The organism is Streptomyces sp. A 4/2 (genome assembly GCF_940670765.1).
In the GTDB taxonomy this organism is placed as follows: Bacteria; Actinomycetota; Actinomycetes; order Streptomycetales; family Streptomycetaceae; genus Streptomyces.
The window spans coordinates 467,401-489,348 of sequence record NZ_CALNVW010000020.1; the positions used below are offsets into that span (position 1 = coordinate 467,401).

Here is a 21,948-nt window from a genome sequence, read left to right on the forward strand (position 1 = left end):
CAACGTTGTCAGAACGCGATCATTGTTGGGTCCCGCTGTGCGCCCGTCAAGGGTTCGGACCGGTTCGGACGGGAAACTCTCCGGCCCGCCCGGGGAGGGGCGGGCCGGAGAACACGGGCGGTTCGGCGGACAGGTCAGGAGGCGGGGCACCCTGCCCGGACCGCCCGGGAGGCGTCGTGGATCAGCGCGCGCTGGGCGGCCTCGACCCGCTTCACATCGGGCTTGACGATCTTTCGGTCATAGGTCAGCAGACCGTTCAACTCGCCCTCCACATCGGAGATCTGGGTGTAGACGGCACCGTTGCTGCCCTGGCAGGCGAGCGCCCGCACCTCGTCGAGCTTGGCGAGGTAGTCGTCGGTGTACGTGGCCGGGTCGACCGCGATGTACGACTGCTGCACCGCCCAGGCGTGCCCCGGCACCGCGAGCCCGAGACCGCCGTACTCTCCGCTGACCAGCGCCCGTTCACCGTCGGGCCGGGGCAGCGCCGGGCTCGGATAGCCGTGTTCGTCGATGATGTCGCCGGTTCCGCCGTCGGCTCCCAGGTTGATGCCCGACATGCTGTTGACCAGCCGCGTCGGATCCCAGGCCTTGGCCTGGTCGGCGATGCGCGCCATGTCGTACTGGCCCCAGCCCTCGTTGAAGGTCACCCACATGACGACCGACGGATGGCTGCTGTGCTGGTCGATCATCTGCTTCATCTCGTGTTCGTACTCGGTGCGAGCGGCGGCGGACGGGTTCGTGCCCGCCTCCATGGCCGGCATGTCCTGCCAGACCAGCAGACCCAGCTTGTCGGCCCAGTAGAACCAGCGGTCGGGCTCCACCTTGATGTGCTTGCGGACCGAGTTGAAGCCCATGGCCTTGTGCATCTCGAGGTCGTACGCGAGGGCTTCGTCGGTCGGCGCCGTGTACAGCCCGTCGGGCCAGAACCCCTGGTCGAGGGTGGCCATCATGAAGACGGGCTTGCCGTTGAGCACGGTGCGCGGGGTGCCGTTCACCTTCTCGACCGCGATGGAGCGCATCCCGAAGTAGCTGCCGACGCGGTCGGAGCCGACGGTGACCTTCAGCTGGTACAGGTGCGGATCGTCCGCGGACCACAGATGCGGCTTCGGGACCGGCACGGTGAGCGTGGCACCGGTACGGCCGGTGGCGGTACCCACCTCGCGCTTGCCGTCGTACGCCGTGGCCGTGACCGGCACACCGCCGCGGACGCCCTGTACGTCGACGGCGACCCGCTGCGCCTTGATGTCGGGGGTGAGTTTCAGCGCGTCCGCGTGGTCGGCGGCGACGGGCTCCATCCACACGGTCTGCCAGATCCCGGACGACGGCGTGTACCAGATGCCGCTCGGGTCCAGGCGCTGCTTGCCCATCGGCGGGTTCTCGCCGCCGTCGCCGTCGGTCGGGTCGTAGACCCCGACGATCACTTCCTGGGTGCGGCCGGGCTTCAGCGCGTCGGTGATGTCGGCGCTGAACTTGTCGTAGCCGCCCTTGTGTTCGGTGACCCTCCGGCCGTTGACGTACACCTCGGCCTGCCAGTCGACGGCGCCGAAGTTGAGCTGCAGGCGCTTGCCGCTGCCGACCTTCCAGCCCTTGGGAACGGTGAACGTGCGCCGGTACCACATGCGGTCCTCGTGCCGCTCCACACCGGAGAGCTGGGACTCCACCGGGTAGGGGACGAGGATCTTCTCGGCCAGGTTCTTGCCGACCGGGGGCTTCTCCCCCGCCTTGGCCGCGGCGAACTGCCAGGTGCCGTTGAGGTTCTGCCAGGAGTCCCGGGTCAGCTGGGGCCTCGGGTACTCGGGGTGGGCGTCGGTGGGGCCGACCTGGTCCGCCCACTTGGTGCGCAGTTCGTACGCGGAGTTGTTGGCGCCGCTCGACCAGAAGTCCCCGACGGCCTTGCCGTCCCGGCCGCTCAGACCGCCCTGTCCGTCGTAGCGGACATCGGCCAGTCCGGCGGCGCCGCCGCCCTTCCTGCCGACGACGGGTTCCTTGAGCGCCACGGTGAGACCGCGCGGGTCCGAGGGGTCCGCTTCGACGGCGCCCAGCGGCCAGGTCGCGCCCCCGATGACGGCTTCGAAGTGGTCGGCGAGACCGGCAGGCGGGGCCGCGATCTGCTGGGCGAAGTCGAGTTTGAGGGTGCGGCCGTCCTTCTGGACGGTGGCGGCGACTGCTCCGTCGTAGTCGTACCCGTCGGGCAGCCGGAAGGCCGACTGCGGGACCGGCTGCTCGCTCCCGCCGGGCGGCGTCCACTTGAGATGGAGGTTGGAACCGCCCTCGTGCTCGAAGTACTCGACCTTGAGGTCGTAGGCCTTGCCCGCGGTCAACTCGACCGGTTGCGAGGTCTGTTCCTTCTCCCAGTCGTCGACCCAGTGGTCGATCACGAGCTTTCCGTCGATCCACAGCCGGAAGCCGTTGTCACCGATCATCGAGAAGGTGTGGGAGCCGGATTTCTCCGGGACGATCTTCCCGGTCCAGCGGATGCTGTCGTTGTCCGACTGCCCGGTGGCGGACTGCAGCCGTGACTCCAGAGTGGGGAAGTCGATGGCGGGGTCGAAGCCGGTGGCTTTGAGCTGGTCGAAGTCGAAGGCGCCGGGGGCGGACTGGGTGTAGTAGTCGCCCTTCAGGCCGTGCACCTCGGCAGAACTCGCCGGTTCCGGCGACGCCGAGGCTGCGGGCATTGCGGACAGCCCTGCGACGCCGACAGCGGCGGCGAGGAGTAGGGCCAGTCGTCTTCTGATGCGCACGGATCCTCCTTGGTGAGGAAGGGTGGCGGCTCGTTGCGGCAGTCTGTACAACGTTGGAAGGAACGGCAGTTGGCATGAGAGCACGACTCCTACCCGCTGTCCAGGTGCATGACAACTCGGAGGGGAGGCCCAGTGGGCGTGAACCTCAAGGACGTCGCCGGGCTCGCGGGCGTCTCGATCAAGACCGTCTCGAACGTCGTGAACAACTACCAGCACGTGACACCGGCGATGCGGGCCCGGGTGCGGGCGGCGATCGACGAGCTCGGCTACGTACCGAATCTCACCGCCCGCCACCTGCGGAAAGGGCGCACCGGAATCCTCGCCCTGGCCGTCCCCGAGCTCGGCAACCCGTACTTCGCCGAGCTGGCGGGCGCGGTGGTGGACGCGGCGGCCGAGCACGATTACACCGTGCTGCTCGACCACACCCGCGGTGAGCGCGAGCAGGAGATCCTGGTCAGCCAGGGCTTCCGGTCCCGGGTCACCGACGGGCTGATCCTCAGCCCCATCGAGCTGGAGGCCGACGATCTGCGCGGTCGCAGCCACGACGCGCCGCTGGTCCTGCTCGGCGAGCGGGAGTACGACCTGCCGTACGACCACATCGCGATCGACAACGTCGCCGCCGCCCGCGCCGCCGTGCGGCACCTGGTCGGGCTGGGCCGCACCAGGATCGCGTACCTCGGTGCGCGCACCGACCGCGTCAACCGTCCGGCGCAGCTCCGACTGCGCGGCTGGCGCGAGGAGTTGACCGCATCGGGGCTGCCCGCACCGGACACCCTGGTGGCTCCCACCAGCGGCTGGGACCGCGGGGACGGCGCCCAGGCGATGGCCTGGCTGCTGGAATCGGGCCGGCGTCCGGACGCCGTGTTCGCCTACAACGACCTGGTCGCGGTGGGGGCGATGCGGGTGCTCTCCGAGCGGGGACTGCGGGTGCCGTGGGATGTGGCGGTGGTGGGGTTCGACGACATCGCGGAGGGGCGGTTCGGAGCGGTCACCCTCACTACGGTCTCCCCCGACAAGCCGTCGATCGCCCGGCTCGCGGTGGAGTCCGTGATCAGCGGGCTCCAGGGCCCCGGCCAGCGGCCGGACGCGCACGTCGGACGTGAACTCGCCGCGGAATTCCGCCTGGTGGAGCGGGAGAGCACGCTTGGCCGCCGGTGAAGCGGGAACGGGTCGACCGGTGTAAGCAGGAACGGGCCGACCGGTGTAAGCGGCGGGCCGCGGACCGGATGATCGCGTCGGCCGGCGGCGAGGGAAGAACGCCGTCCTGCTCGGTTCCGCGGGGCGACGACGTCACCACCGAGCGCACGCCGGTTGCCCGGCTTCACGACGCGAAGCCGGGTCTGCCTCCGCGGACCGGCTGGTTCCTCCCCGCGCCTCCGCCGTGTTCCCGGCGTAGCCTCGAAGTACCCCTGAGGTGCCCGTTTCCACATGTGGCGGCCCGGACGACCGCCGGGAGGACGACTTAGGAGGGAGTGCCGTACTGCTCTGGTAGTACGACGGATTCGGTGCCTGGGAACGACGACATCCGGTCCGGAAGGGGAGATCGTTGAGAACATGAGTGCCCTCGCGCTGTCCGTACTGTTGTCGCTGGTCTCCGCGGTCGCCTACGCGGGCGGGGCCATCGTGCAGGAGCGCGTGGCCGTGAACACGCCCGGCAGCCCCTACGCACCTCTGCGTCACGGCGGCTGGTGGGCCGCCATGACGATGAACGGCCTCGGCGCCGGGCTGCACGTGGTGGCACTGGCCTACGGGCCGTTGAGTCTGGTACAGCCGCTGGGCGCGCTGACGATAGTCTTCGCGCTCCCGATGGCCGCGGTGTTCGTACGCCGCAGAGCGGGGGCGACCGCCTGGCGCGGTGCGATCATGGCCACGGTCGGTCTGGCCGGACTGCTGGCGCTGACCGAGGGGTCCGACGACTCCTCGCTACCTGGCGGGGAGCGGACCGTCCTGGCGCTGGCGACCTTCGGCGGGATCGCGTTGCTGTTCCTGGCCGCGCGCCGGGTGCACAAGCCGGTCGTACGCAGCGTGGTGGTGGCGACGGCCGCCGGTGTGGCCTTCGGTGCGGCCTCGGTCTTCACCAAGACCGTCGCGATGGACTGGTCCTGGCGGACGCCGGTGGCCGAGTGGCCGAGCCTGCTGGCCATCGCCGGGTTCGCGGCGACCGGAGTGCTGCTCTCGCAGGCGTCGTACCGCGGGGCCGGACTCGCCGCCCCGCTGGCGACAGTTACCGTCGTCAACCCTGTTCTCGCCGCGGCGATCGGGGTCACGCTCTTCGGCGAGGACTTCCGGTACGGCGTGGCCGGCACCGTACTCGCGCTCGGTTGCGGGATCGTCGCGGCGGGCGGGCTGATCCTGCTGACCACGGAGCGGCTCTCCGCGACCGCCGAGCAGCCCGGACCACCGCGCCGCTCACAGCCCCGGCCGCCGGCCGTGGTCCCTCCGCCGTACGGATCGCCGGCGAAGACCCGGACGGGATCGTCACCGAGGCCCCGCACGGCGCCCGACGGGTCCGGGAAGGCGTCCGGAAAGGCCTCCGGGAAAGCTGATCAGACGGCGACGCCGCCCGCCCTCAGGTAGGCCAGCGGGTCGACGTCCGAGCCGTACTCCGGCCCTGTACGCACCTCGAAGTGCAGATGGGGCCCCGTCGCGTTGCCGGTGGATCCGGAACGGGCTATGCGCTGGCCCTCTCGGACACTCTGTCCCGCACGGACGGTGAGTGCGGACAGATGGGCGTACTGGCTGTACTTGCCGTCCGCGTGCCGGATGACGACCTGATAGCCGTACGCGCCTCCCCATCCCGCCGAGACGACGTGGCCCGCGGCGATCGCCTTCACCGAGGTGCCGGTCGAGACCGGGAAGTCGATGCCCGTGTGGTGACCGCTCGACCAGGAGCCGCCCGATGCGCGGTAGGGGGTGGTGTGGTGGCCGTTCACGGGTGCGATGAGCGTCGTGGTCCGGGTGGTGTGATGGTGCTTCTCGGGTGCGGCTGCGGGTTTGGCCTTGGCCGGTTTCGGCTTGGCCGGTTTCGGCTTGGCCTGCTGGTGCTCGGCCGGCCGGGGCCTGGTCTTCGGCCCGGCCGTGGCCGGTGCACTGCCCGTCGCGTGCTCCGGGGCGGTGTGCGGGTGGCGCTGTGCGCTCAGACTCAGCCGCTGCCCCGGGTAGATGAGGTCGGGGTCGCTGCCGACCACGGTGCGGTTCGCCGCGTACAGCTGGTGCCAGCCGCCGTCGACCTCCTCGGCCTCCGCGATGCGGGAGAGCGAGTCACCACTGGCCACGGTGTACGCGTGGGAGTGGGAGTCTGAAGCGGGTTCCGAGGCGGTTCCGGGCGCGGTCTTCGATGTGGACTTCGACGCGGATTTCGCGGTGGATTTTGCGGTGGATTTCGCCGTGGACTTCGGTTCGGTTCCTGACGCGGGCCCGGCTCTGCCCGGTTCGCTCTTCGGCTGCGCCTTCGTTCGCGCTTCGGGTCGTGCGTCGGTCCGTGCCTCCACGACGATCTTCGGCGCGGCGCCGCCCCGGGCGAGCCCGGCGCGCACCGAACAGACCGGCCAGGCGGTGGGCCCCTGTGCCTGGAGCACCTTCTCGGCCACGGCTATCTGCTGCTGCTTGGTCGCCAGGTCGGGGCGGGAGGCGTACGCGCCGCCGCCGTACGCCTGCCAGGTGGTGCTGCTGAACTGGAGCCCGCCGTAATAGCCGTTGCCGGTGTTGATCTGCCAGTTGCTGGTGGACTCGCAACGGGCGACCTTGTCCCAGACATCCACCGACGCCGCGCCCGCCGATCCCGCCGTGAGCAGCGGCAGGGCGATCCCGGCTCCTCCTGCGGTGACGGACAGTGAGGCACGGTTGATTCGGCTCGGCTGGTATCGGCGATGACGACCGGATGCGGCCATACTCGGCTCCCCCACTGGCACGTCGGACATGTCGCAGGGCGCAAAAGTACGGCCCCTGTGGAGGGAATGACAAGAGCGCGTGTTCACCGTAGCCTTGCAGCCGATACGGGAGAGCGCTCTCCGAACAGGGGCGCGGAGGGGGCCGTCATGACGGACGAAGAGCTGGACGCCTTGGTCGCGTCGCTGGGTCCGGCGGGCAAAGTACGTCTGCTGACCGGTGCGTCCGGGTGGCGTACGCAGGGCGAACCGGCCGTCGGGCTGCGCCCGTTGGTCACCTCGGACGGTCCCGTCGGTGTGCGCGGCGAGTCGTGGGACGAGCGGGAGACCTCGCTGGTGCTGCCCTCCCCCACCGCCCTCGCGGCGGCCTGGGACGAGCAACTGGCCCAGGAGATGGGCGGGTTGCTCGCCTTCGAGGCCCGGCGCAAGGGAGTAGACGTCCTGCTCGCACCGACACTCAACCTGCACCGCACCCCGCTCGGCGGCCGGCACTTCGAGTGCTACGCCGAGGATCCACTGCTCACCGCGCGTACCGGCGCGGCGGTGATCCGCGGGGTCCAGGAGGGCGGAGTGGCCGCCACGGCCAAGCACTTCGTGGCCAACGACGCGGAGACGGACCGGCTCACGGTGGATGTGAGGGTCGGCGAGCAGGCCCTGCGGGAGGTCTATCTCGCGCCGTTCGAGGCCGCCGTCGACGCCGGTGTGTGGGTGGTGATGTCGGCGTACAACCGCGTCAACGGCGCCACCATGTCGGCGAGCCCGCTGCTGGCCGAACCGTTGAAGGGCGCCTGGGGGTTCGACGGCGTGGTCGTCTCGGACTGGGGCGCGGTGCGCAGCACGGTGGAGACCGCGCGGGCCGCGCAGGACCTCGCCATGCCGGGGCCCGAGAGCGCCTGGGGGGACGCGCTGCTGGCAGCCGTACGGACAGGAGCGGTGGCGGAGTCCGCACTGGACGACAAGGTGCGCCGGCTGCTGCGGCTGGCCGACCGGGTGGGAGCGCTGGGCGCCCCCGCGCCCCGGTGGCGCCCGGTGGTGCCGGAGTCCCACCGGCGCGCGCTGCTGCGCAGGGCCGTCGCGGCGGGCACCGTACTCGTGCGCAACACCGGGAGCGCCGGGCCGGTGCTGCCGCTGGACCCCGGGCGGCTGCGAACGGTCGCCGTGATCGGTCCCCGGGCCGCCGAGCCGCGGATCCAGGGCGGTGGGAGCGCCGAGGTGTTTCCGGCGCGCACCGTCTCCCCGCTGGCGGGGATCCGGCAGGCGCTGGGCCCTGATGTGCGGGTGCTCCACGCGCCGGGTGTGCCGCCCGAGCGGCGGCCGGTGCCGCTTTCAGGGGCGCTGGCGCGCAACCCGATGTCCGGCCAACAGGGGGTACTGGTACGGCTGTTGGATGCCGAGGGCAGGGAGCTGCACGCGGAGCACCGGCTGTCGGGGCGGATCGTGGAACCGGCGGGGGTGGACGGCGCGGCCACCGTGGAGATCCGCGCCCTGTTGCGGCCCGGGGTGACGGGCGAGTGGACGCTGGCGGTCGGCGGGTTCGGGCCGATCTCCCTGGCCGTGGACGGCCGGACCGTCCTGGCGGGCGAGTTCGCCCGTGACACGGACGATCCGACCCGGGTCCATGTGTCGCCGCCGTACCGTCGCGCGACGCTCCCGCTCACCGCGGGTCAGGGGTACGAGGTCGTCGCGCGGCGCGGTCTGGCCCCGGACACCGGCGTCGCCACGGTCCTCGCCGCCGCGCCGCCGCCCGGCTGCCCGGCCGCGGCCCTCGCCGAAGCGGTCTCGGCCGCCCGCGCCGCCGATGCCGTGGTGCTGGTCGTCGGCACCACGGAGGCGACCGAGTCCGAGGGCAGCGACCGGGGCTCGCTGTCGCTGCCGGACGGGCAGGACGCGCTGGTCCGGGCCGTGTCCGGCGCCCACCCGGACACCGTGGTGCTGGTGAACTCCGGCGGTCCGGTCGCCCTGCCGTGGCGCGAGGAGGTGGCCGCGCTGCTCATCGGCTGGTTTCCCGGGCAGGAGGCGGGGCACGGGCTGGCGGACGTACTCCTCGGGCGGGCCGAACCGGGCGGCAGGCTGCCGACCACCTGGCCGGTGCGGCAGAGCGACGTCCCGGTGCTGGACACCGTCCCGGACCGCGGCGCCCTCCGCTACGACGAGGGCCTGCACATCGGCTACCGCGCCTGGCTGCGCGGACGGTCGGCGCCCGCGTACTGGTTCGGGCACGGCCTCGGGTACACCAGCTGGCAGTACGAACGGCTCGACGTGCCCCGATCGGTGGCCGCCGACGGCTCGTTCGAGGTGCGGGTACAGGTACGCAACACGGGCGGGCGCGAGGGCCGAGAGGTCGTCCAGGTCTATCTCGCGCGTCCGGAGACCGCCGTGGAGCGGCCCGCCCGCTGGCTCGCGGGCCACGCGGCGGTGCGCGCGCGGCCGGGCGAAACCGCGGAGGCGGTGGTCCGGGTGGACCGGCGGGCGCTGGAGCACTGGTCCGTGACCGAGCACGGCTGGCGCACCGAGCCGGGGGACTTCACGGTGTACGCGGGGCGGTCGGCCGGGGATCTGCCGCTGACCGCGGAGATCCGGGTCCCCGCGCCCGCGTGGCAGGCCGCCGGGGAGCGGTCGGAAACGGTCACGCCCCGCTGACCCACCGCTCACGGCCCGCTCGCCGGAGCTGCTCACCGGCCGACATTTTCCGGCCGGAGTGACAGACTGCGCAGAGGACGGACAGCGGGACGGTGCGGGGACGCCGCAGTGGCCGGCTGACGGCCCGGCTCGATCTCACGCGCCATGTCCGGACCCGCAACGGAGCTCTCCATGACGGCAGGCAACCCTCAGCACCCGATCGACACCAGCAAGCCGCACCCGGCCCGCGTCTACGACTATCTGCTGGGTGGCAAGGACCACTATCTCGCCGACCGGGAACTCGGCGAGAAAATGGGCGACTTCATCCGGGTCGGCGCCAAGCAGAACCGGGCCTTCATGCACCGTGCCGTCGCCTGGACCGCGCGCAAGGGCATCGACCAGTACCTGGACATCGGCACCGGGATCCCCACCGAGCCCAATCTGCACCAGGTCGTGCAGCAGATCGTTCCGGCCGCCCGGGTCGTCTACGCGGACAACGACCCCATCGTGCTGCGCCACGCCGAAGCCCTGCTCGTCAGCGCCCCCGAGGGGGCCACGCACTACATCGAGGCCGATGTCCGCGATCCGCTGGCGATCCTCGACCACGCCCGTACGTTCCTGGACTTCAGCCGCCCCGTCACCCTGTCCCTCGTCGCGATCATGCACTTCATCCTCGACGGGGAGGACCCGCACGCCCTTGTGCGCACCCTCGTCGGCCAGCTCCCTCCGGGCAGTTACCTGGTGCTCGCGCAGGCCAGCCTCGACTCGCTCCCCGAGGCCGGGGAAGTGGCCCGTACGTACTCCAGCCGGATTCCCTTCCAGCCCCGGACGCGCGCCGACATCACGCGCTTCTTCGACGGTCTCGACCTCGTCGAACCCGGTGTGGTCACGGGACCCGAGTGGTACCAGGAACCTCCCGCCCCCGAGAAGACGCCGTATCCCGGGTACGTGGGCGTGGCACGCGTGCCGTGAGCCGGGCTCACACCGATCTCCGTTCGACCACGACGGGGCGCCAGTTCCCCTGGTCCAGCAGGTCCGCGGGATCGGCTGTCGCGTCCGCGGAGTCCTGGCGGCGGCGCCCGCCGCGGGCGAAGAAGTCGGCGAGCGGCAGGGTGGCGGCGCCGAGGGTCACCGCGTCGGGGCCGAGTGTGCCGAGGTCGATGCTGACGTGCTCGGCCGGATGTCTCATCGCGTACTTCTTCGCGTAGCGCCGTACGGCGGGCAGCAGAGCCGGTCCGAGCAGCAGCCCGGCCCAGCCGCCGACGAGGATACGTTCGGGCCGGAAGAGATTGACCAGATCGGCGATGCCCGCGCCCAGGTACTCCGCGGTCTCGTCCAGGAGCCGGGCAGCCGCAGGATCGGCCGGCGGTCCGTCCGGCGCGGGCAGGGCGGCGGCCAGCAGGGCGGCGAGCGCCGTCTCCTCGTCGGCCGACGATGCCGGGGAGCCGCCGCTCTCCAGCCAGCGCTCGCGGATGGCCTGGGCTCCGACGTACGCCTCCAGGCAGCCGGGGGAACCGCAGCGGCAGTGCCGTCCTCCCACGCGCACGGTGGTGTGGCCCCATTCGACGGCCCGGCTGCCCGCGCCCCCGTAGTGCGCGCCGTCGACCACGACGCAGGCACTGACCCCGGAGCCGAAGAGCACGACGACGGCGTCGCTCGCGCCGCGTCCGCCCCCGAACCACATCTCGGCCTGGCCCAGGGTCTTGGCTCCGTTGTCGATGAAGAACGGTACGTGGGAGGGGAGTTCGGCCGACTCACGGAGCAGCTTCTCCAGCGGTACGGCGTCCCAGCCGACGGTCTGGCCGTGCACGACGACCCCGTCGGCCGAGCTCCGGTCGATGATGCCCGGGACGCCGACACCGACGCCGACGAGCCGGTCCGCGGTCACGTCCGCGTCCCGCAGGACATCCGTGACAGCGGCCCGGATGTGGCCCACGATCCGGTCGACGTCATAGCCGTGCTGGACCAACGGCCTTTCGGAGCGTGCCAGTTCACCGAGTGACAGGTCGAAGAGCTCGACCCGCACCCGGGTCTCGCCCACGTCGATGCCGATGAGATGGCCGCTGGCGGGGGCGACGCGCAGCAGCGTGCGGGGGCGTCCCCCTTCGGAGTCGACCACCCCGGCCTCTTCGAGCAGTCCGTCCGCGGCCAGTTCGGCGACGACATTACTGATGGAACCCGAACTCAGGCCGGTGGCAGCGCCGAGCTCCTGACGGCTGAGCGGGCCGTCGAAATACAAACGTTGCAATACCTCTGCGCGGTTGACCCGCCGCAGGTCACGCACGGTTCGCTTGCTCTGTGCAGCCATGTGTCTCCTTCCCGGGAGGCAACATACCCCTGCGCAAGCTCTTGACGCGACCTTCTCTCACTACTTAACTCACGATCTGAATTAAGCCTGAAGGCCGTTCGAACACTGAACGCAGCCCTCCCCGGGAAGGGGCCACTGAACATGCGCAGAATCCGAGCCGCAGCAGCAGTCGTCATCGCCGTCTCCACCCTCGCCGGAGCCACGGCGTGCGGCGGTGGGAGCGACACCAGCGGCGGAGGCAGCAATGACTCCCCCAAGACGCTCACCTACTGGGCGTCCAACCAGGGGCCGAACATCGCGGCCGACAAGAAGATCCTCACGCCCGAGCTGAAGAAGTTCGAGAAGCAGACGGGCATCAAGGTCAAGCTCGAAGTGGTCCCCTGGGCGGACCTGCTCAACCGGATCCTTGCCGCCACCTCCTCCGGCCAGGGCCCCGATGTGCTCAACATCGGCAACACCTGGTCCGCCTCGCTCCAGGCCACCGGGGCGCTGCTGCCCTGGGACAAGGCCAATTTCGACGCGATCGGCGGCCGTGACCGGTTCGTCGACGCGGCAGTGGGCTCCGCGGGTGCGGCGGGCAAGGATCCCTCGGCGGTTCCGCTGTACTCGCTCTCGTACGCGCTCTACTACAACAAGAAGATGTTCGCCGACGCGGGCATCGCCAAGCCCCCCGCCACCTGGGACGAGTTGGTCGCCGACGGGCAGAAGATCTCCAAGAACGGCACCAGCGGCAAGTGGGGCCTCGGCGCGGAGGGCGGCAACCTCTCCGAGAACATCCACCATGCGTTCGTGCTCGGCAAGCAGCACGGCGCCGACTTCTTCGACGGGTCGGGCAAGCCGACCTTCACCTCGCCCGGTGCGGTGGCCGCCGTGAAGCAGTACGTCGACTTCATGGCCAAGGACAAGATCATCGCCCCCGGCAACGCCGAGTACGCCCAGAACCAGTCGCTCAGCGACTTCTCCAAGGGCAAGACCGCGATGGTCCTCTGGCAGGCGGCGGCGACCACCTTCGCCTCCCAGGGCATGAAGCCGGAGGACTGGGGTGCCGCGCCCGTCCCGGTCGAGTCCGGCACTCCTGGCCAGGGCAAGGACATCAACTCCATGGTCGCCGGCATCAACATGGCCGTCTTCAAGAACACCAGGAACACCAAGGGTGCTCTGAAGTTCGTGAAGTTCATGACCAGCGACGACGAGCAGAAGATCCTCAACAAGTCGTACGGCGCGATCCCCCCGGTGAAGGCCGCCCAGCAGGATCCCGCCTTCTCCGCCCCCGATCTGAAGGTCCTCAAGGACACGCTGTCCAACAGCGCGGCGCCGCTGCCCCAGGTCGCCTCGGAGTCGCAGTTCGAGACCACTGTCGGCACCGCCATCAAGGAGTTGTGGGCGGACGCCGCCGCGGGCCGCGCCGTCACGACGGAATCCGTCAAGGCCAAGCTCACCAAGGCCCAGCAGCAGATGACGCAGTGAGGCACTGACCGATGACTGCCACCGAGACCCCTTCCCAGGTCCCGCAGGCGGCCGGCGGCGATGTTCTGACGTCAGGGGGTGCGCGGGGACGTCTCCCGCGCATCCCCGACCGGATCCGCCGGGGCGGCCTGCCGTATCTGCTGCTTCTCCCCGCGCTCGTACTGGAACTGCTCATCCACATCGTGCCGATGATCATCGGCATCGTGATGAGTTTCCGCGGACTGACGCAGTTCTTCATCCGCAACTGGAGCGACGCCCCGTGGACCGGCCTGCACAACTTCAAGGTCGCGGTGGACTTCAACGCCCCGATCGGCGAAGCACTGCTGCACTCCTTCTACGTCACCCTCGCCTTCACCGCGCTGGCCGTCAGCATCTCCTGGCTGATCGGTACGGTCGCCGCGGTGCTGATGCAGGAGAACTTCCGTGGCCGCGGCGTGCTGCGTACCATCTTCCTGGTCCCCTACGCCCTGCCCGCCTACGCCGCGATCATCACCTGGGCCTTCATGTTCCAGCGGGACAACGGCCTGGTGAACCACGTCCTGCACGACCAGTTGGGCATCACCGACAAGCCGTCGTTCTGGCTGATCGGCGACAACAGCTTCTACGCCCTGGTCATCGTCGCCATCTGGAAGTCCTGGCCGTTCGCCTTCCTCATGGTGATGGCCGCGCTCCAGAACATCCCGCGTGAGCTCTACGAGGCCGCGTCGATCGACGGCGCGGGAATGTGGCAGCAGATCCGCAAGATCACGCTGCCGTCGCTGCGCTCCGTCAACCAGGTGCTGGTCCTCGTTCTCTTCCTGTGGACCTTCAACGACTTCAACACGCCGTACGTGCTGTTCGGCAAGTCGGCGCCGGAAGCGGCGGACCTGATGTCCATCCACATCTACCAGTCCTCGTTCGTCACCTGGAACTTCGGCAGTGGTGCGGCGATGTCCGTTCTCCTGCTGCTCTTCCTGCTGCTGGTGACGGCCGTGTACCTGTTCTTCACCTCGCGCGGGAGGAAGACTTCCGATGTCTAGTACCACCGCTCATCGGTCGCCCACCGCGCCCCCGCGGTCCTTCGTCTGGACCCGGCGCATCGTGCTCACCCTGATCTCGGGATTCACGCTCGTTCCCGTCTATGTGATGCTGAGCAGCTCGCTGAAGCCGCTGTCCGACGTGTCGGGCAAGTTCTCCTGGATACCGTCCGGGTTCACCCTCCGCCCGTACATCGACATCTGGTCGACCATCCCGCTCGCCAAGTACTTCATGAACTCCCTGATCGTGGCGGGCACGGCGAGCATCTGCTCGGTGGTGGTCGCGATCTTCTCGGCGTACGCGGTGAGCCGCTACCGCTTCCGCGGCAAGCGGTTCTTCACCGTGACCGTGCTGTCCACCCAGATGTTCCCCGGCATCCTGTTCCTGCTCCCGCTGTTCCTGATCTTCGTGAACATCGGGAACTCGACGGGGATCCAGCTCTACGGTTCCCGCGGTGGTCTGATCCTCACCTATCTGACCTTCTCGCTGCCGTTCTCGATCTGGATGCTGATCGGGTACTTCGACTCCATCCCGAAGGACCTGGACGAAGCGGCGATGGTGGACGGCTGCGGTCCGCTCGGGGCGCTCTTCAGGGTCGTCGTCCCCGCCGCGATCCCCGGCATCGTGGCGGTCGCCCTCTACGCGTTCATGACCGCCTGGGGCGAGGTGCTCTTCGCCTCGGTCATGACGAACGACACCACGCGGACGCTCGCCGTGGGCCTCCAGGGCTACTCGACGCAGAACGACGTGTACTGGAACCAGATCATGGCCGCCTCACTCGTCGTCAGCGTGCCGGTCGTCGCCGGGTTCCTGTTCCTCCAGCGGTATCTCGTCGCGGGTCTCACCGCGGGCGCCGTCAAGTGAGACCACGCTCCGCCGCTCCACCCCACAGCACAGCAGAGAGGCAGTCCGTGAACGCGTACAACTCCCTTCCCGCCGACTTCACCTGGGGGGTGGCCACGGCCGCTTACCAGATCGAGGGTGCCGTGGCCGAGGACGGCCGTTCGCCCTCCATCTGGGACACGTTCTCGCACCTCCCCGGGAAGATCGACAACAACGACAACGGCGATGTGGCCTGCGACCACTACCACCGGTGGCGCGAGGACATCGGGCTGATGAAGCAGCTCGGCGTGGACGCGTACCGCTTCTCCGTCGCCTGGCCACGCGTGGTACCCGGTGGTGACGGACCGGTCAACGAGAAGGGGCTCGCCTTCTACGACCGGCTGGTGGACGGTCTCCTCGAAGCAGGCATCACCCCCTTCCCGACCCTGTACCACTGGGATCTGCCGCAGAGCCTGCAGGACCGCGGCGGCTGGCCGGCCCGGGAGACCGCCGAGCACTTCGCCGAGTACGCCGCCGTGGTCGCCCAGCGGCTCGGCGACCGGGTGAAGGACTGGGCGACGCTCAACGAGCCGCTGTGCTCCTCGTGGATCGGCCACCTCGAAGGGACCATGGCGCCCGGCCTCACGGACATCACCGCCGCCGTCCGCACCTCGTACCACCTGCATCTCGGCCACGGCCTGGCGACGCAGGCGATCCGGGCCGCCGTGCCCGGTGCGCGCGTCGGCATCGTCAACAATCTCAGCCCGTGCGAGGCCGCCACCGAGCGCGAGGAGGACCGGGCGGCGGCGGTCCGCGCCGACGGCCACACCAACCGCTGGTGGCTGGACCCGATCCACGGCCGCGGCTACCCGCAGGACATGGTCGACCTGTACGGCGTCGACCTGCCCGTCAGGACCGGCGACCTCGACACGATCGCAGCCCCGCTCGACTGGCTGGGGGTGAACTACTACTTCCGCAACGTCGTCACCGACGACCCGACCGGCCCGCTGCCCAGGGCCAAGCAGGTCTATCTGCCCGGCTCCCGTCACACCGCGATGGACTGGGAGGTCGACGCCGACAGCCTGGAGAACATCCTGGTGCGGGTGGCCGACGAGTACGGCGCGCGGAAGATCTACGTCACCGAGAACGGCTCCGCCTATCCGGACGTGGTCCGCGCCGACGGCTCGGTCGACGATCCGGAGCGCGTCAGGTACCTCGACGAGCACCTGGCCGCCTGCGCCCGCGCCGCCCGCAAGGGGGCTCCGCTGGCCGGGTACTTCGCCTGGTCGCTGCTGGACAACTTCGAGTGGGCGTACGGCTACGACAAGCGGTTCGGCCTGGTGCACGTGGACTACGCGACGCAGCGCCGCACCGTCAAGAGCAGCGGTCGCCGGTACGCGGACATCGTGCGCTCGGCCCGCGGCCGTGGCCGCCGGGCGGCGTGAGCGGCCGAGGGTGAACGAGCTGTCCCCGGCCCGGGAACTCCGGGCCGGGGACAGCCGGTTGGCCAGGCGGCGCCGAGACGCTTCCGGACGACCGGGAGCACCATGCGCACCACACGGTCGTACCGGACGTGACGTCTCAGTGGGTGCGAGCCGCCGGCTCCAGGACGAAGACCGGGATCTCGCGGTCCGTCTTGCGCTGGTAGTCGGCGTAGTCGGGGAAGGCCGCGACCGCACGCTCCCACCACACGGCCTTCTCGGCACCCGTGACCTCACGGGCTGTCATGTCCTGGCGGACAGGGCCGTCCTGGAGCTCCACCCGCGGATCGGCGACGACGTTGTGGTACCAGACCGGGTGCTTGGGCGCACCACCCTGCGAGGCGACCACCGCGTAGGCGCCGTCGTGCTCCACCCGCATCAGCGGCGTCTTGCGGATCTTGCCGCTCTTCGTGCCCAGGGTGGTGAGGACCACGACCGGCATGTCGCGCATCGTGGTCCCCTCCTTGCCGCCCGAGCTCTCGTACAGCTCGACCTGGTCCCGGACCCACTGCGCCGGGCTCGGCTCGTACTCTCCGTCAAGAGGCATGGCGTTCCTGTCCCATCATCGAAGTCAGGTGGCACGGCGGTCGTGCCACCGCGGTCGCTGCACAGCGGTCGCCGGTACGGACAACACCCACGACCGCCACGACCTTCCCCCCGACGACCCGTGCCGCGCAAATGCCGACACACGTACCGGCGCGTCAGAGCGCGGCGCCGCCGTGACACGCCTCCGGCCCTCCGTCCGTACACCCGGGCCCGGACCGCCCTCCGTGCGACGATGACCACCCGGCGCCCGGCCTCCCTGGAGAGCCTCGCGGCTCCGTGGCACAGCACACCTCGCGCACGTCTTCGATGCAGGCGACAGGAGTGGGATTCCGCAATGCCCCGCACAACCGAAAACCAGGCGACCGCCCAGATCGGCGTCACGGGACTCGCGGTCATGGGCCGCAATCTCGCCCGTAACTTCGCGCGCAACGGCTTCACCGTCGCACTGCACAACCGCACCACGGCCAGGACGCACGCCCTGGTGGAGGAGTTCGGCGAGGAGGGTGTGTTCGTACCGGCCGACAGCCCGGAGGAGTTCGTCGCCGCCCTGGAGCGCCCGCGCCGCCTGGTGATCATGGTGAAGGCGGGTGAGCCCACGGATGCCGTGATCCAGGAGTTCGTGCCGCTCCTCGAAGAGGGCGATGTCGTCATCGACGGCGGGAACGCGCACTTCGAGGACACCCGGCGCCGCGAGAAGGAACTCCGCGAGCGGGGCATCCACTTCGTCGGCACCGGGATCTCCGGCGGCGAGGAGGGCGCGCTGCACGGGCCGAGCATCATGCCGGGCGGCAGCAAAGAGTCTTACGACACGCTCGGGCCGATGCTGGAAAAGATCTCTGCGAAAGCCAAGGACGGCGCCCCGTGCGTCACGCATATCGGCCCTGACGGCTCCGGGCACTTCGTGAAAATGACGCATAACGGCATCGAGTACGCCGACATGCAACTCATCGGCGAGGCGTACCAGCTGCTCCGCGACGTGGCCGGATACTCCCCGGCGCAGATCGCGGACATCTTCCGCTCCTGGAACACCGGGCGCCTGGACTCCTACCTCATCGAGATCACCGCGGAAGTGCTCTCGCATGTCGATGCGGCGACCGGTAAGCCCTTCGTGGATGTCGTACTCGACCAGGCGGAGCAGAAAGGCACTGGTCGCTGGACCGTGCAGATCGCCCTCGACCTGGGGGTTCCTGTCTCCGGCATCGCCGAGGCCGTCTTCGCCCGCTCCGTCTCCGGCCACGCCGCCCTACGAAATGCCTCACGCCACCTCGCCGGACCGGCCGCCCGCAAACTCGGCGAGGACGAGGCGGCGGCATTCGCCGACCAGGTCGAGCAGGCACTGTACGCCTCGAAGATCGTCGCCTATACCCAGGGCTTCCACGAGATCGCGGCCGGCAGCGAGCGGTACGACTGGAACATCGACCTCGGTGCGGTCGCCTCGATCTGGCGCGGCGGATGCATCATCCGGGCCGCGTTCCTCGACAGAATCACCAGCGCCTACGAAGCCCAGCCTCAGCTGCCGAGCCTCCTCTCCGACAAGAGCTTCGCCGAGGAGATCGCCGCCGCACAGAACGACTGGCGCACCGTGATCGCCACCGCCGTCACCCGCGGCGTCCCCACCCCGGCCTTCGCTGCCACCCTCGCCTACTACGACTCCCTGCGCGCCGAACGCCTCCCGGCCGCCCTCACCCAGGGCCAGCGCGACTACTTCGGCGCACACACCTACCACCGCACCGACCGTGACGGCACCTTCCATACCCTCTGGGGCGGCGACAGGACCGAAGTCAGAAGCTGACCGGCACTCGCAGCCGTCGTCGGCCCTGTTCTCGGCTTGGAGCCTGCGTCCTGGCACCGGCAGGAGCTCATCGCGGCACGGGCCGGTTCACCGGTTCGCCGGTTCGCCGCGAACAGGAGTGGGTTCCGGCTCCGGCTCCGGGGCAGTCGCCGACCCGCCCCAACACAGCGCGGCCAGGACCAGGGCGCCACGCCGGCCGAGGAACTTCACCGTGCGACCACGGCTTCGGACTCGGAGGAGGAAGGGGAGGAAGGGGAGGAGTTCCCAGCCGTCACCCCCGCTTCCGCGCCTTCCGTCGCCTTCCGTCGCCTTCCGTCGCCTTCGGCAGGCCCCTGGCCCACAGGTCGGAATCGGCCCAGGCCCCGACGATCGCGACGTCGGGGTCCTGGTGGCGCAGACCCGCGAAACGTTCACCGAGGAGCTGGAGCCTTACGGTCAGGGGAATTTGGGCCAGGACCGGAGGGAGAGCGGGGGCGCCGGGGTGGCAGGTGAGCGTGGTGACCGGGATGGCTTCCCGGGCCGCCGCCTCGCCGAGAGCGGCCGTCAGGCCGTCCACGTCGGCGGAGGGTTCGAGGACCAGAAGGCCGTCGGCTGCCGTGAGGCCGTGGCGACACGGACGATGCCCGGCGCGTGAACGCTGAAGGAAGCGCACGCGTAGTCGCCGTACACCGCCTCGCAGGTGGAACCGGCCGTACGGAGCAGTCCCCGCGAGCTCGTGGGCGCTGAAGACAGGTAGTCGGCAGTGGACGTGCAAGCCCGGAAACCGGGGGCTGCCGGTTCGGTCACCGTCCAGCTGATCCGGCTGGTGAGAGGGTCGAAGTGCTGCTCACCGCGTCAACTGGCAGCCAATTCTGCAAAGTTACGGATTCCGCTGTCAATAGCTTTTGGATGTACGGATTTCGTCGCAGTGGTGGGCGCTTGAAGGCGAATCCACCAGGGCGAGGATGTTGGGCGTACGGCGGGTCGGGGCGTCCACACACTCTGGTACCGACCGGCGCGGTTGCCAAATTCCTCCCGAACAACCATCCCCCCGGACCACCCCGGCTGCGGAGAGCAGCGGCAACGCCCGGCCGGACCTGGCAAGTCCGCTCTCCGACGGCAGATTCGCCGCGGAGATCCGTGGAGCACTGGACGACTGGCGCGCGGTGGTCGCCACCGCCGCGCGCCAGGTGTCCCGACCCGGGGCTTCTCCGCGGCTCCCGCCTCCGGGGCCGACCACGAGGGTTCGTTCCACACGCTCTGGGGCGGCGACCGCTCCGAGGTGAGTACCGGCTGAGACGCCGTGCACCGGCTCGCCGCGTCGGCCTCTGTCCGCGCCGTCCGCGCGTGCGCGTCAGTGGCGGAAGGCGGGACCGGGCTGCGGATCGGGTACGGGTTCGGGGCCGGGCGGCTGCGGAACGGGATCGGGCAGCGGGCCCGGCACCGGGCCGGGGCCACCCGGTCCGGGCTTCGGGGTGGGCGTGGGGGTGGGAAGCGGTGGCAAGGGGTCCGGCGTGCCCGGATCCGGAATCGGGGGCACGGGGTCGGGGTTCGGGTGCGTCACGTGGACTCCTCCGGTACGGGGGTGGCTGTCCCGACCAATGTCTCCCGCAGCGCCTGCCCACGCCCGCCGGGTCACACCAGTCGGGCCGCCGCGAGAAGCCCGGGGCGCGGGCTGGAGAGGACCGGCACCGACGTGTGCGTACGCCCGGCCGCGTCGGCCATCGATGCCTGCGCCAGCACGATCACATCGGCGTCCGTGACCCCGTCGACCGCGCGGGCCACGGCGTCCAGATACCCGGTGCGGTCCCCCTCCTCGAACAGAGTCCAGGCACCTTCCGCCAGCACGGACCGGATCCGGACGTCCGGCCCCTCCTCGCGCAGCAGGGCGACCGTCGGCTCCAGGGTGCTCTCCAGGGCGGCGACCACGGTGATCCGCGGGCCGGTGGCCACTGCCGCGGCGGCCATCGGCCGGTCCACCCGCAACACGGGAACCCCGAGCGCCGCCGAGGCCGCCTCGGCGACGCCCCCGAGGGTCGAGCAGGTGCACAGGACGGCTGTCGCGCCGTCGGCAACGGCACGGGCGAGTACCCGCCGCACGTCGTCGGCGACCGCGGCGGGCCCTGCGGCACGGGCCCCGGCCAGCAGCTCCTCGTGCACCGAGTGACGCAACCGCAGACCGGGGAGGTCCCGGTCCCGCAGCGCGTCGAAGACCGGGACATGGACGGGTGAGGTGTGCAGCAGGGCGAGCATGACCGCGATGCTAGGCCTCCGCGAGGCCGCCGGGGACGGTCGCAGCGCCCGTCACCGGGGCCGACGGGCCGGCCGCCAGCGGACTGCGCTCCTGATCCGTACCCGGGACGGGCGCTGCCGCGTCGGTGCCGAGGGCGACGATCCGGTTGTCGGCATCGACATGCACGACGCTGGGCCGGAGCGCACGCGCCTCGGCGTCCTCGACCTGGGCATAGCTGATGAGGATGACCAGGTCACCGGGGTGGACGAGGTGGGCGGCGGCGCCGTTGATGCCGATGACGCCCGAGCCGCGCTCCCCCTCGATGACGTACGTCTCCAGGCGGGCGCCGTTGTCGATGTCGACGATGTGGACCAGCTCGCCCGGCAGCAGATCGGCGGCTTCCATCAGTTCGGCATCGACGGTGACCGAACCGACGTAGTGCAGGTCGGCCTGCGTCACGGTGGCACGGTGAATCTTGGACTTGAACATGGTGCGCAGCATCGAGGTACTCCCGGGACTAGGCTCCCTGCCTGCGTTTTTGCAGGTCAAGTGCCATTTTTCCATCTTACAGGATCCGTTCCGCCCGAGGGATGCCTACGCCAGAGGCCGCACAGGCGAGAACAGACGTCGGGCGGCGGGGGAACACCGCAGCAAATGACCGTCATACAAGCCGGACCCGCGGTGCGCGAATTTCACTGTTTGATCAGGACAACAAGGAATCATCTTGCGCGAATCGACCCCCACACGTGCACTGGTTCGCGTACGCAGGGGGCACCCCGGGCGCAGCCGCTGGGGAGTGTGCGGACGTTCCGACAACGCGGCGGGGCGCCACAGCTTTCGTCGCGCGCCTGCCGGGAATTGCGGGACGGCCCTTGGCGGGCTTCTTGCCCGTCGGCGCGATCCGCGTCGCCCGGCAGACTTTGCGTCGCTGCACCGTGCTTCCTCCGGAGGCCGCCCCGTGATCGCGTCAGCCGATGTAGCACCTCATCGCCGCCACATACGCACAACAGAACACGTTCTGCCTTCTGTGGGTGCGTGGTGAGCGGTAGCAGGCCA

General features: G+C 70.2%; 16 protein-coding genes and 1 pseudogene. 10 read left to right on the forward strand and 7 right to left on the reverse strand.

What is annotated here, in order from left to right:
- Positions 1–134: 134 nt before the first annotated feature.
- Positions 135–2,675, reverse strand: a complete 2,541-nt coding sequence (locus NBY69_RS16720; protein WP_374211287.1) for a PA14 domain-containing protein — start codon at positions 2,673–2,675, stop codon at positions 135–137.
- Positions 2,676–2,873: 198 nt separating this feature from the next.
- On the opposite strand from NBY69_RS16720, the gene NBY69_RS16725 reads away from it, so the two are divergent.
- Positions 2,874–3,899, forward strand: a complete 1,026-nt coding sequence (locus NBY69_RS16725; RefSeq protein ID WP_250301735.1) for a LacI family DNA-binding transcriptional regulator — start codon at positions 2,874–2,876, stop codon at positions 3,897–3,899.
- A gap of 396 nt (positions 3,900–4,295) precedes the next feature.
- On the forward strand, positions 4,296–5,318 hold the full coding sequence (locus tag NBY69_RS16730) for a DMT family transporter (protein WP_250301736.1): 1,023 nt from the start codon (positions 4,296–4,298) through the stop codon (positions 5,316–5,318).
- Here the strand turns inward: NBY69_RS16730 and NBY69_RS16735 are convergent.
- On the reverse strand, positions 5,288–6,631 hold the full coding sequence (locus NBY69_RS16735) for a transglycosylase family protein (protein ID WP_250301737.1): 1,344 nt from the start codon (positions 6,629–6,631) through the stop codon (positions 5,288–5,290). The genes NBY69_RS16730 and NBY69_RS16735 overlap by 31 nt on opposite strands.
- Before the next feature lie 147 nt (positions 6,632–6,778).
- On the opposite strand from NBY69_RS16735, the gene NBY69_RS16740 reads away from it, so the two are divergent.
- Both NBY69_RS16740 and NBY69_RS16745 read left to right on the forward strand, forming a co-directional pair.
- Positions 6,779–9,268: a glycoside hydrolase family 3 C-terminal domain-containing protein gene (locus tag NBY69_RS16740; protein ID WP_250301738.1), complete on the forward strand. Its 2,490-nt coding sequence runs from the start codon at positions 6,779–6,781 to the stop codon at positions 9,266–9,268.
- Between the two features lie 171 nt (positions 9,269–9,439).
- Complete coding sequence (locus tag NBY69_RS16745; RefSeq protein WP_250301739.1) at positions 9,440–10,219, forward strand: SAM-dependent methyltransferase; 780 nt, start codon at positions 9,440–9,442, stop codon at positions 10,217–10,219.
- Positions 10,220–10,226: 7 nt separating this feature from the next.
- On the opposite strand, the gene NBY69_RS16750 is transcribed toward NBY69_RS16745, so the two are convergent.
- Entirely contained in the window at positions 10,227–11,555 is a 1,329-nt protein-coding gene (locus tag NBY69_RS16750) for an ROK family transcriptional regulator (protein WP_250301740.1), read from the reverse strand.
- Between the two features lie 141 nt (positions 11,556–11,696).
- Between NBY69_RS16750 and NBY69_RS16755 the strand changes: the two genes are divergently transcribed.
- The 4 genes from NBY69_RS16755 to NBY69_RS16770 are packed head-to-tail and all read left to right on the forward strand — an operon-like array spanning position 11,697 to position 16,306.
- A complete protein-coding gene (locus NBY69_RS16755; RefSeq protein ID WP_250301741.1) occupies positions 11,697–13,022 on the forward strand; it encodes a sugar ABC transporter substrate-binding protein in 1,326 nt (441 codons plus the stop codon).
- 11 nt (positions 13,023–13,033) lie between these two features.
- A complete protein-coding gene (locus tag NBY69_RS16760) occupies positions 13,034–14,041 on the forward strand; it encodes a carbohydrate ABC transporter permease (RefSeq protein ID WP_250301742.1) in 1,008 nt (335 codons plus the stop codon).
- Positions 14,034–14,903, forward strand: coding sequence for a carbohydrate ABC transporter permease (locus tag NBY69_RS16765; RefSeq protein WP_250301743.1), 870 nt, complete (start codon positions 14,034–14,036; stop codon positions 14,901–14,903). The genes NBY69_RS16760 and NBY69_RS16765 overlap by 8 nt, the downstream gene beginning before the upstream one ends.
- A gap of 47 nt (positions 14,904–14,950) precedes the next feature.
- Entirely contained in the window at positions 14,951–16,306 is a 1,356-nt protein-coding gene (locus NBY69_RS16770; protein WP_250301744.1) for a GH1 family beta-glucosidase, read from the forward strand.
- Positions 16,307–16,442: 136 nt separating this feature from the next.
- Here the strand turns inward: NBY69_RS16770 and NBY69_RS16775 are convergent, their stop codons facing one another.
- The gene (locus tag NBY69_RS16775) at positions 16,443–16,889 is read right to left on the reverse strand and encodes a nitroreductase family deazaflavin-dependent oxidoreductase (protein ID WP_250301745.1); all 447 of its coding nucleotides are present in this window, start codon (positions 16,887–16,889) and stop codon (positions 16,443–16,445) included.
- Positions 16,890–17,222: 333 nt separating this feature from the next.
- Between NBY69_RS16775 and gndA the strand changes: the two genes are divergently transcribed.
- Entirely contained in the window at positions 17,223–18,680 is a 1,458-nt protein-coding gene (gene gndA / locus NBY69_RS16780; RefSeq protein WP_250301746.1) for an NADP-dependent phosphogluconate dehydrogenase, read from the forward strand.
- Between the two features lie 271 nt (positions 18,681–18,951).
- Here gndA and NBY69_RS16785 read toward each other — a convergent pair whose 3' ends face one another.
- Entirely contained in the window at positions 18,952–19,236 is a 285-nt protein-coding gene (locus NBY69_RS16785) for a hypothetical protein (RefSeq protein WP_250301747.1), read from the reverse strand.
- 505 nt (positions 19,237–19,741) lie between these two features.
- Between NBY69_RS16785 and NBY69_RS16790 the strand changes: the two are divergent.
- A pseudogene (locus NBY69_RS16790) lies at positions 19,742–19,956 on the forward strand (NADP-dependent phosphogluconate dehydrogenase); the annotation flags it as partial.
- Positions 19,957–20,294: 338 nt separating this feature from the next.
- Here the strand turns inward: NBY69_RS16790 and NBY69_RS16795 are convergent.
- Together NBY69_RS16795 and panD are read right to left on the reverse strand one after the other, a co-directional pair.
- Positions 20,295–20,912, reverse strand: coding sequence for an aspartate/glutamate racemase family protein (locus tag NBY69_RS16795; RefSeq protein ID WP_250301748.1), 618 nt, complete (start codon positions 20,910–20,912; stop codon positions 20,295–20,297).
- Positions 20,913–20,922: 10 nt separating this feature from the next.
- The gene (gene panD / locus NBY69_RS16800) at positions 20,923–21,393 is read right to left on the reverse strand and encodes an aspartate 1-decarboxylase (RefSeq protein WP_250301749.1); all 471 of its coding nucleotides are present in this window, start codon (positions 21,391–21,393) and stop codon (positions 20,923–20,925) included.
- Positions 21,394–21,948 lie beyond the last annotated feature (555 nt).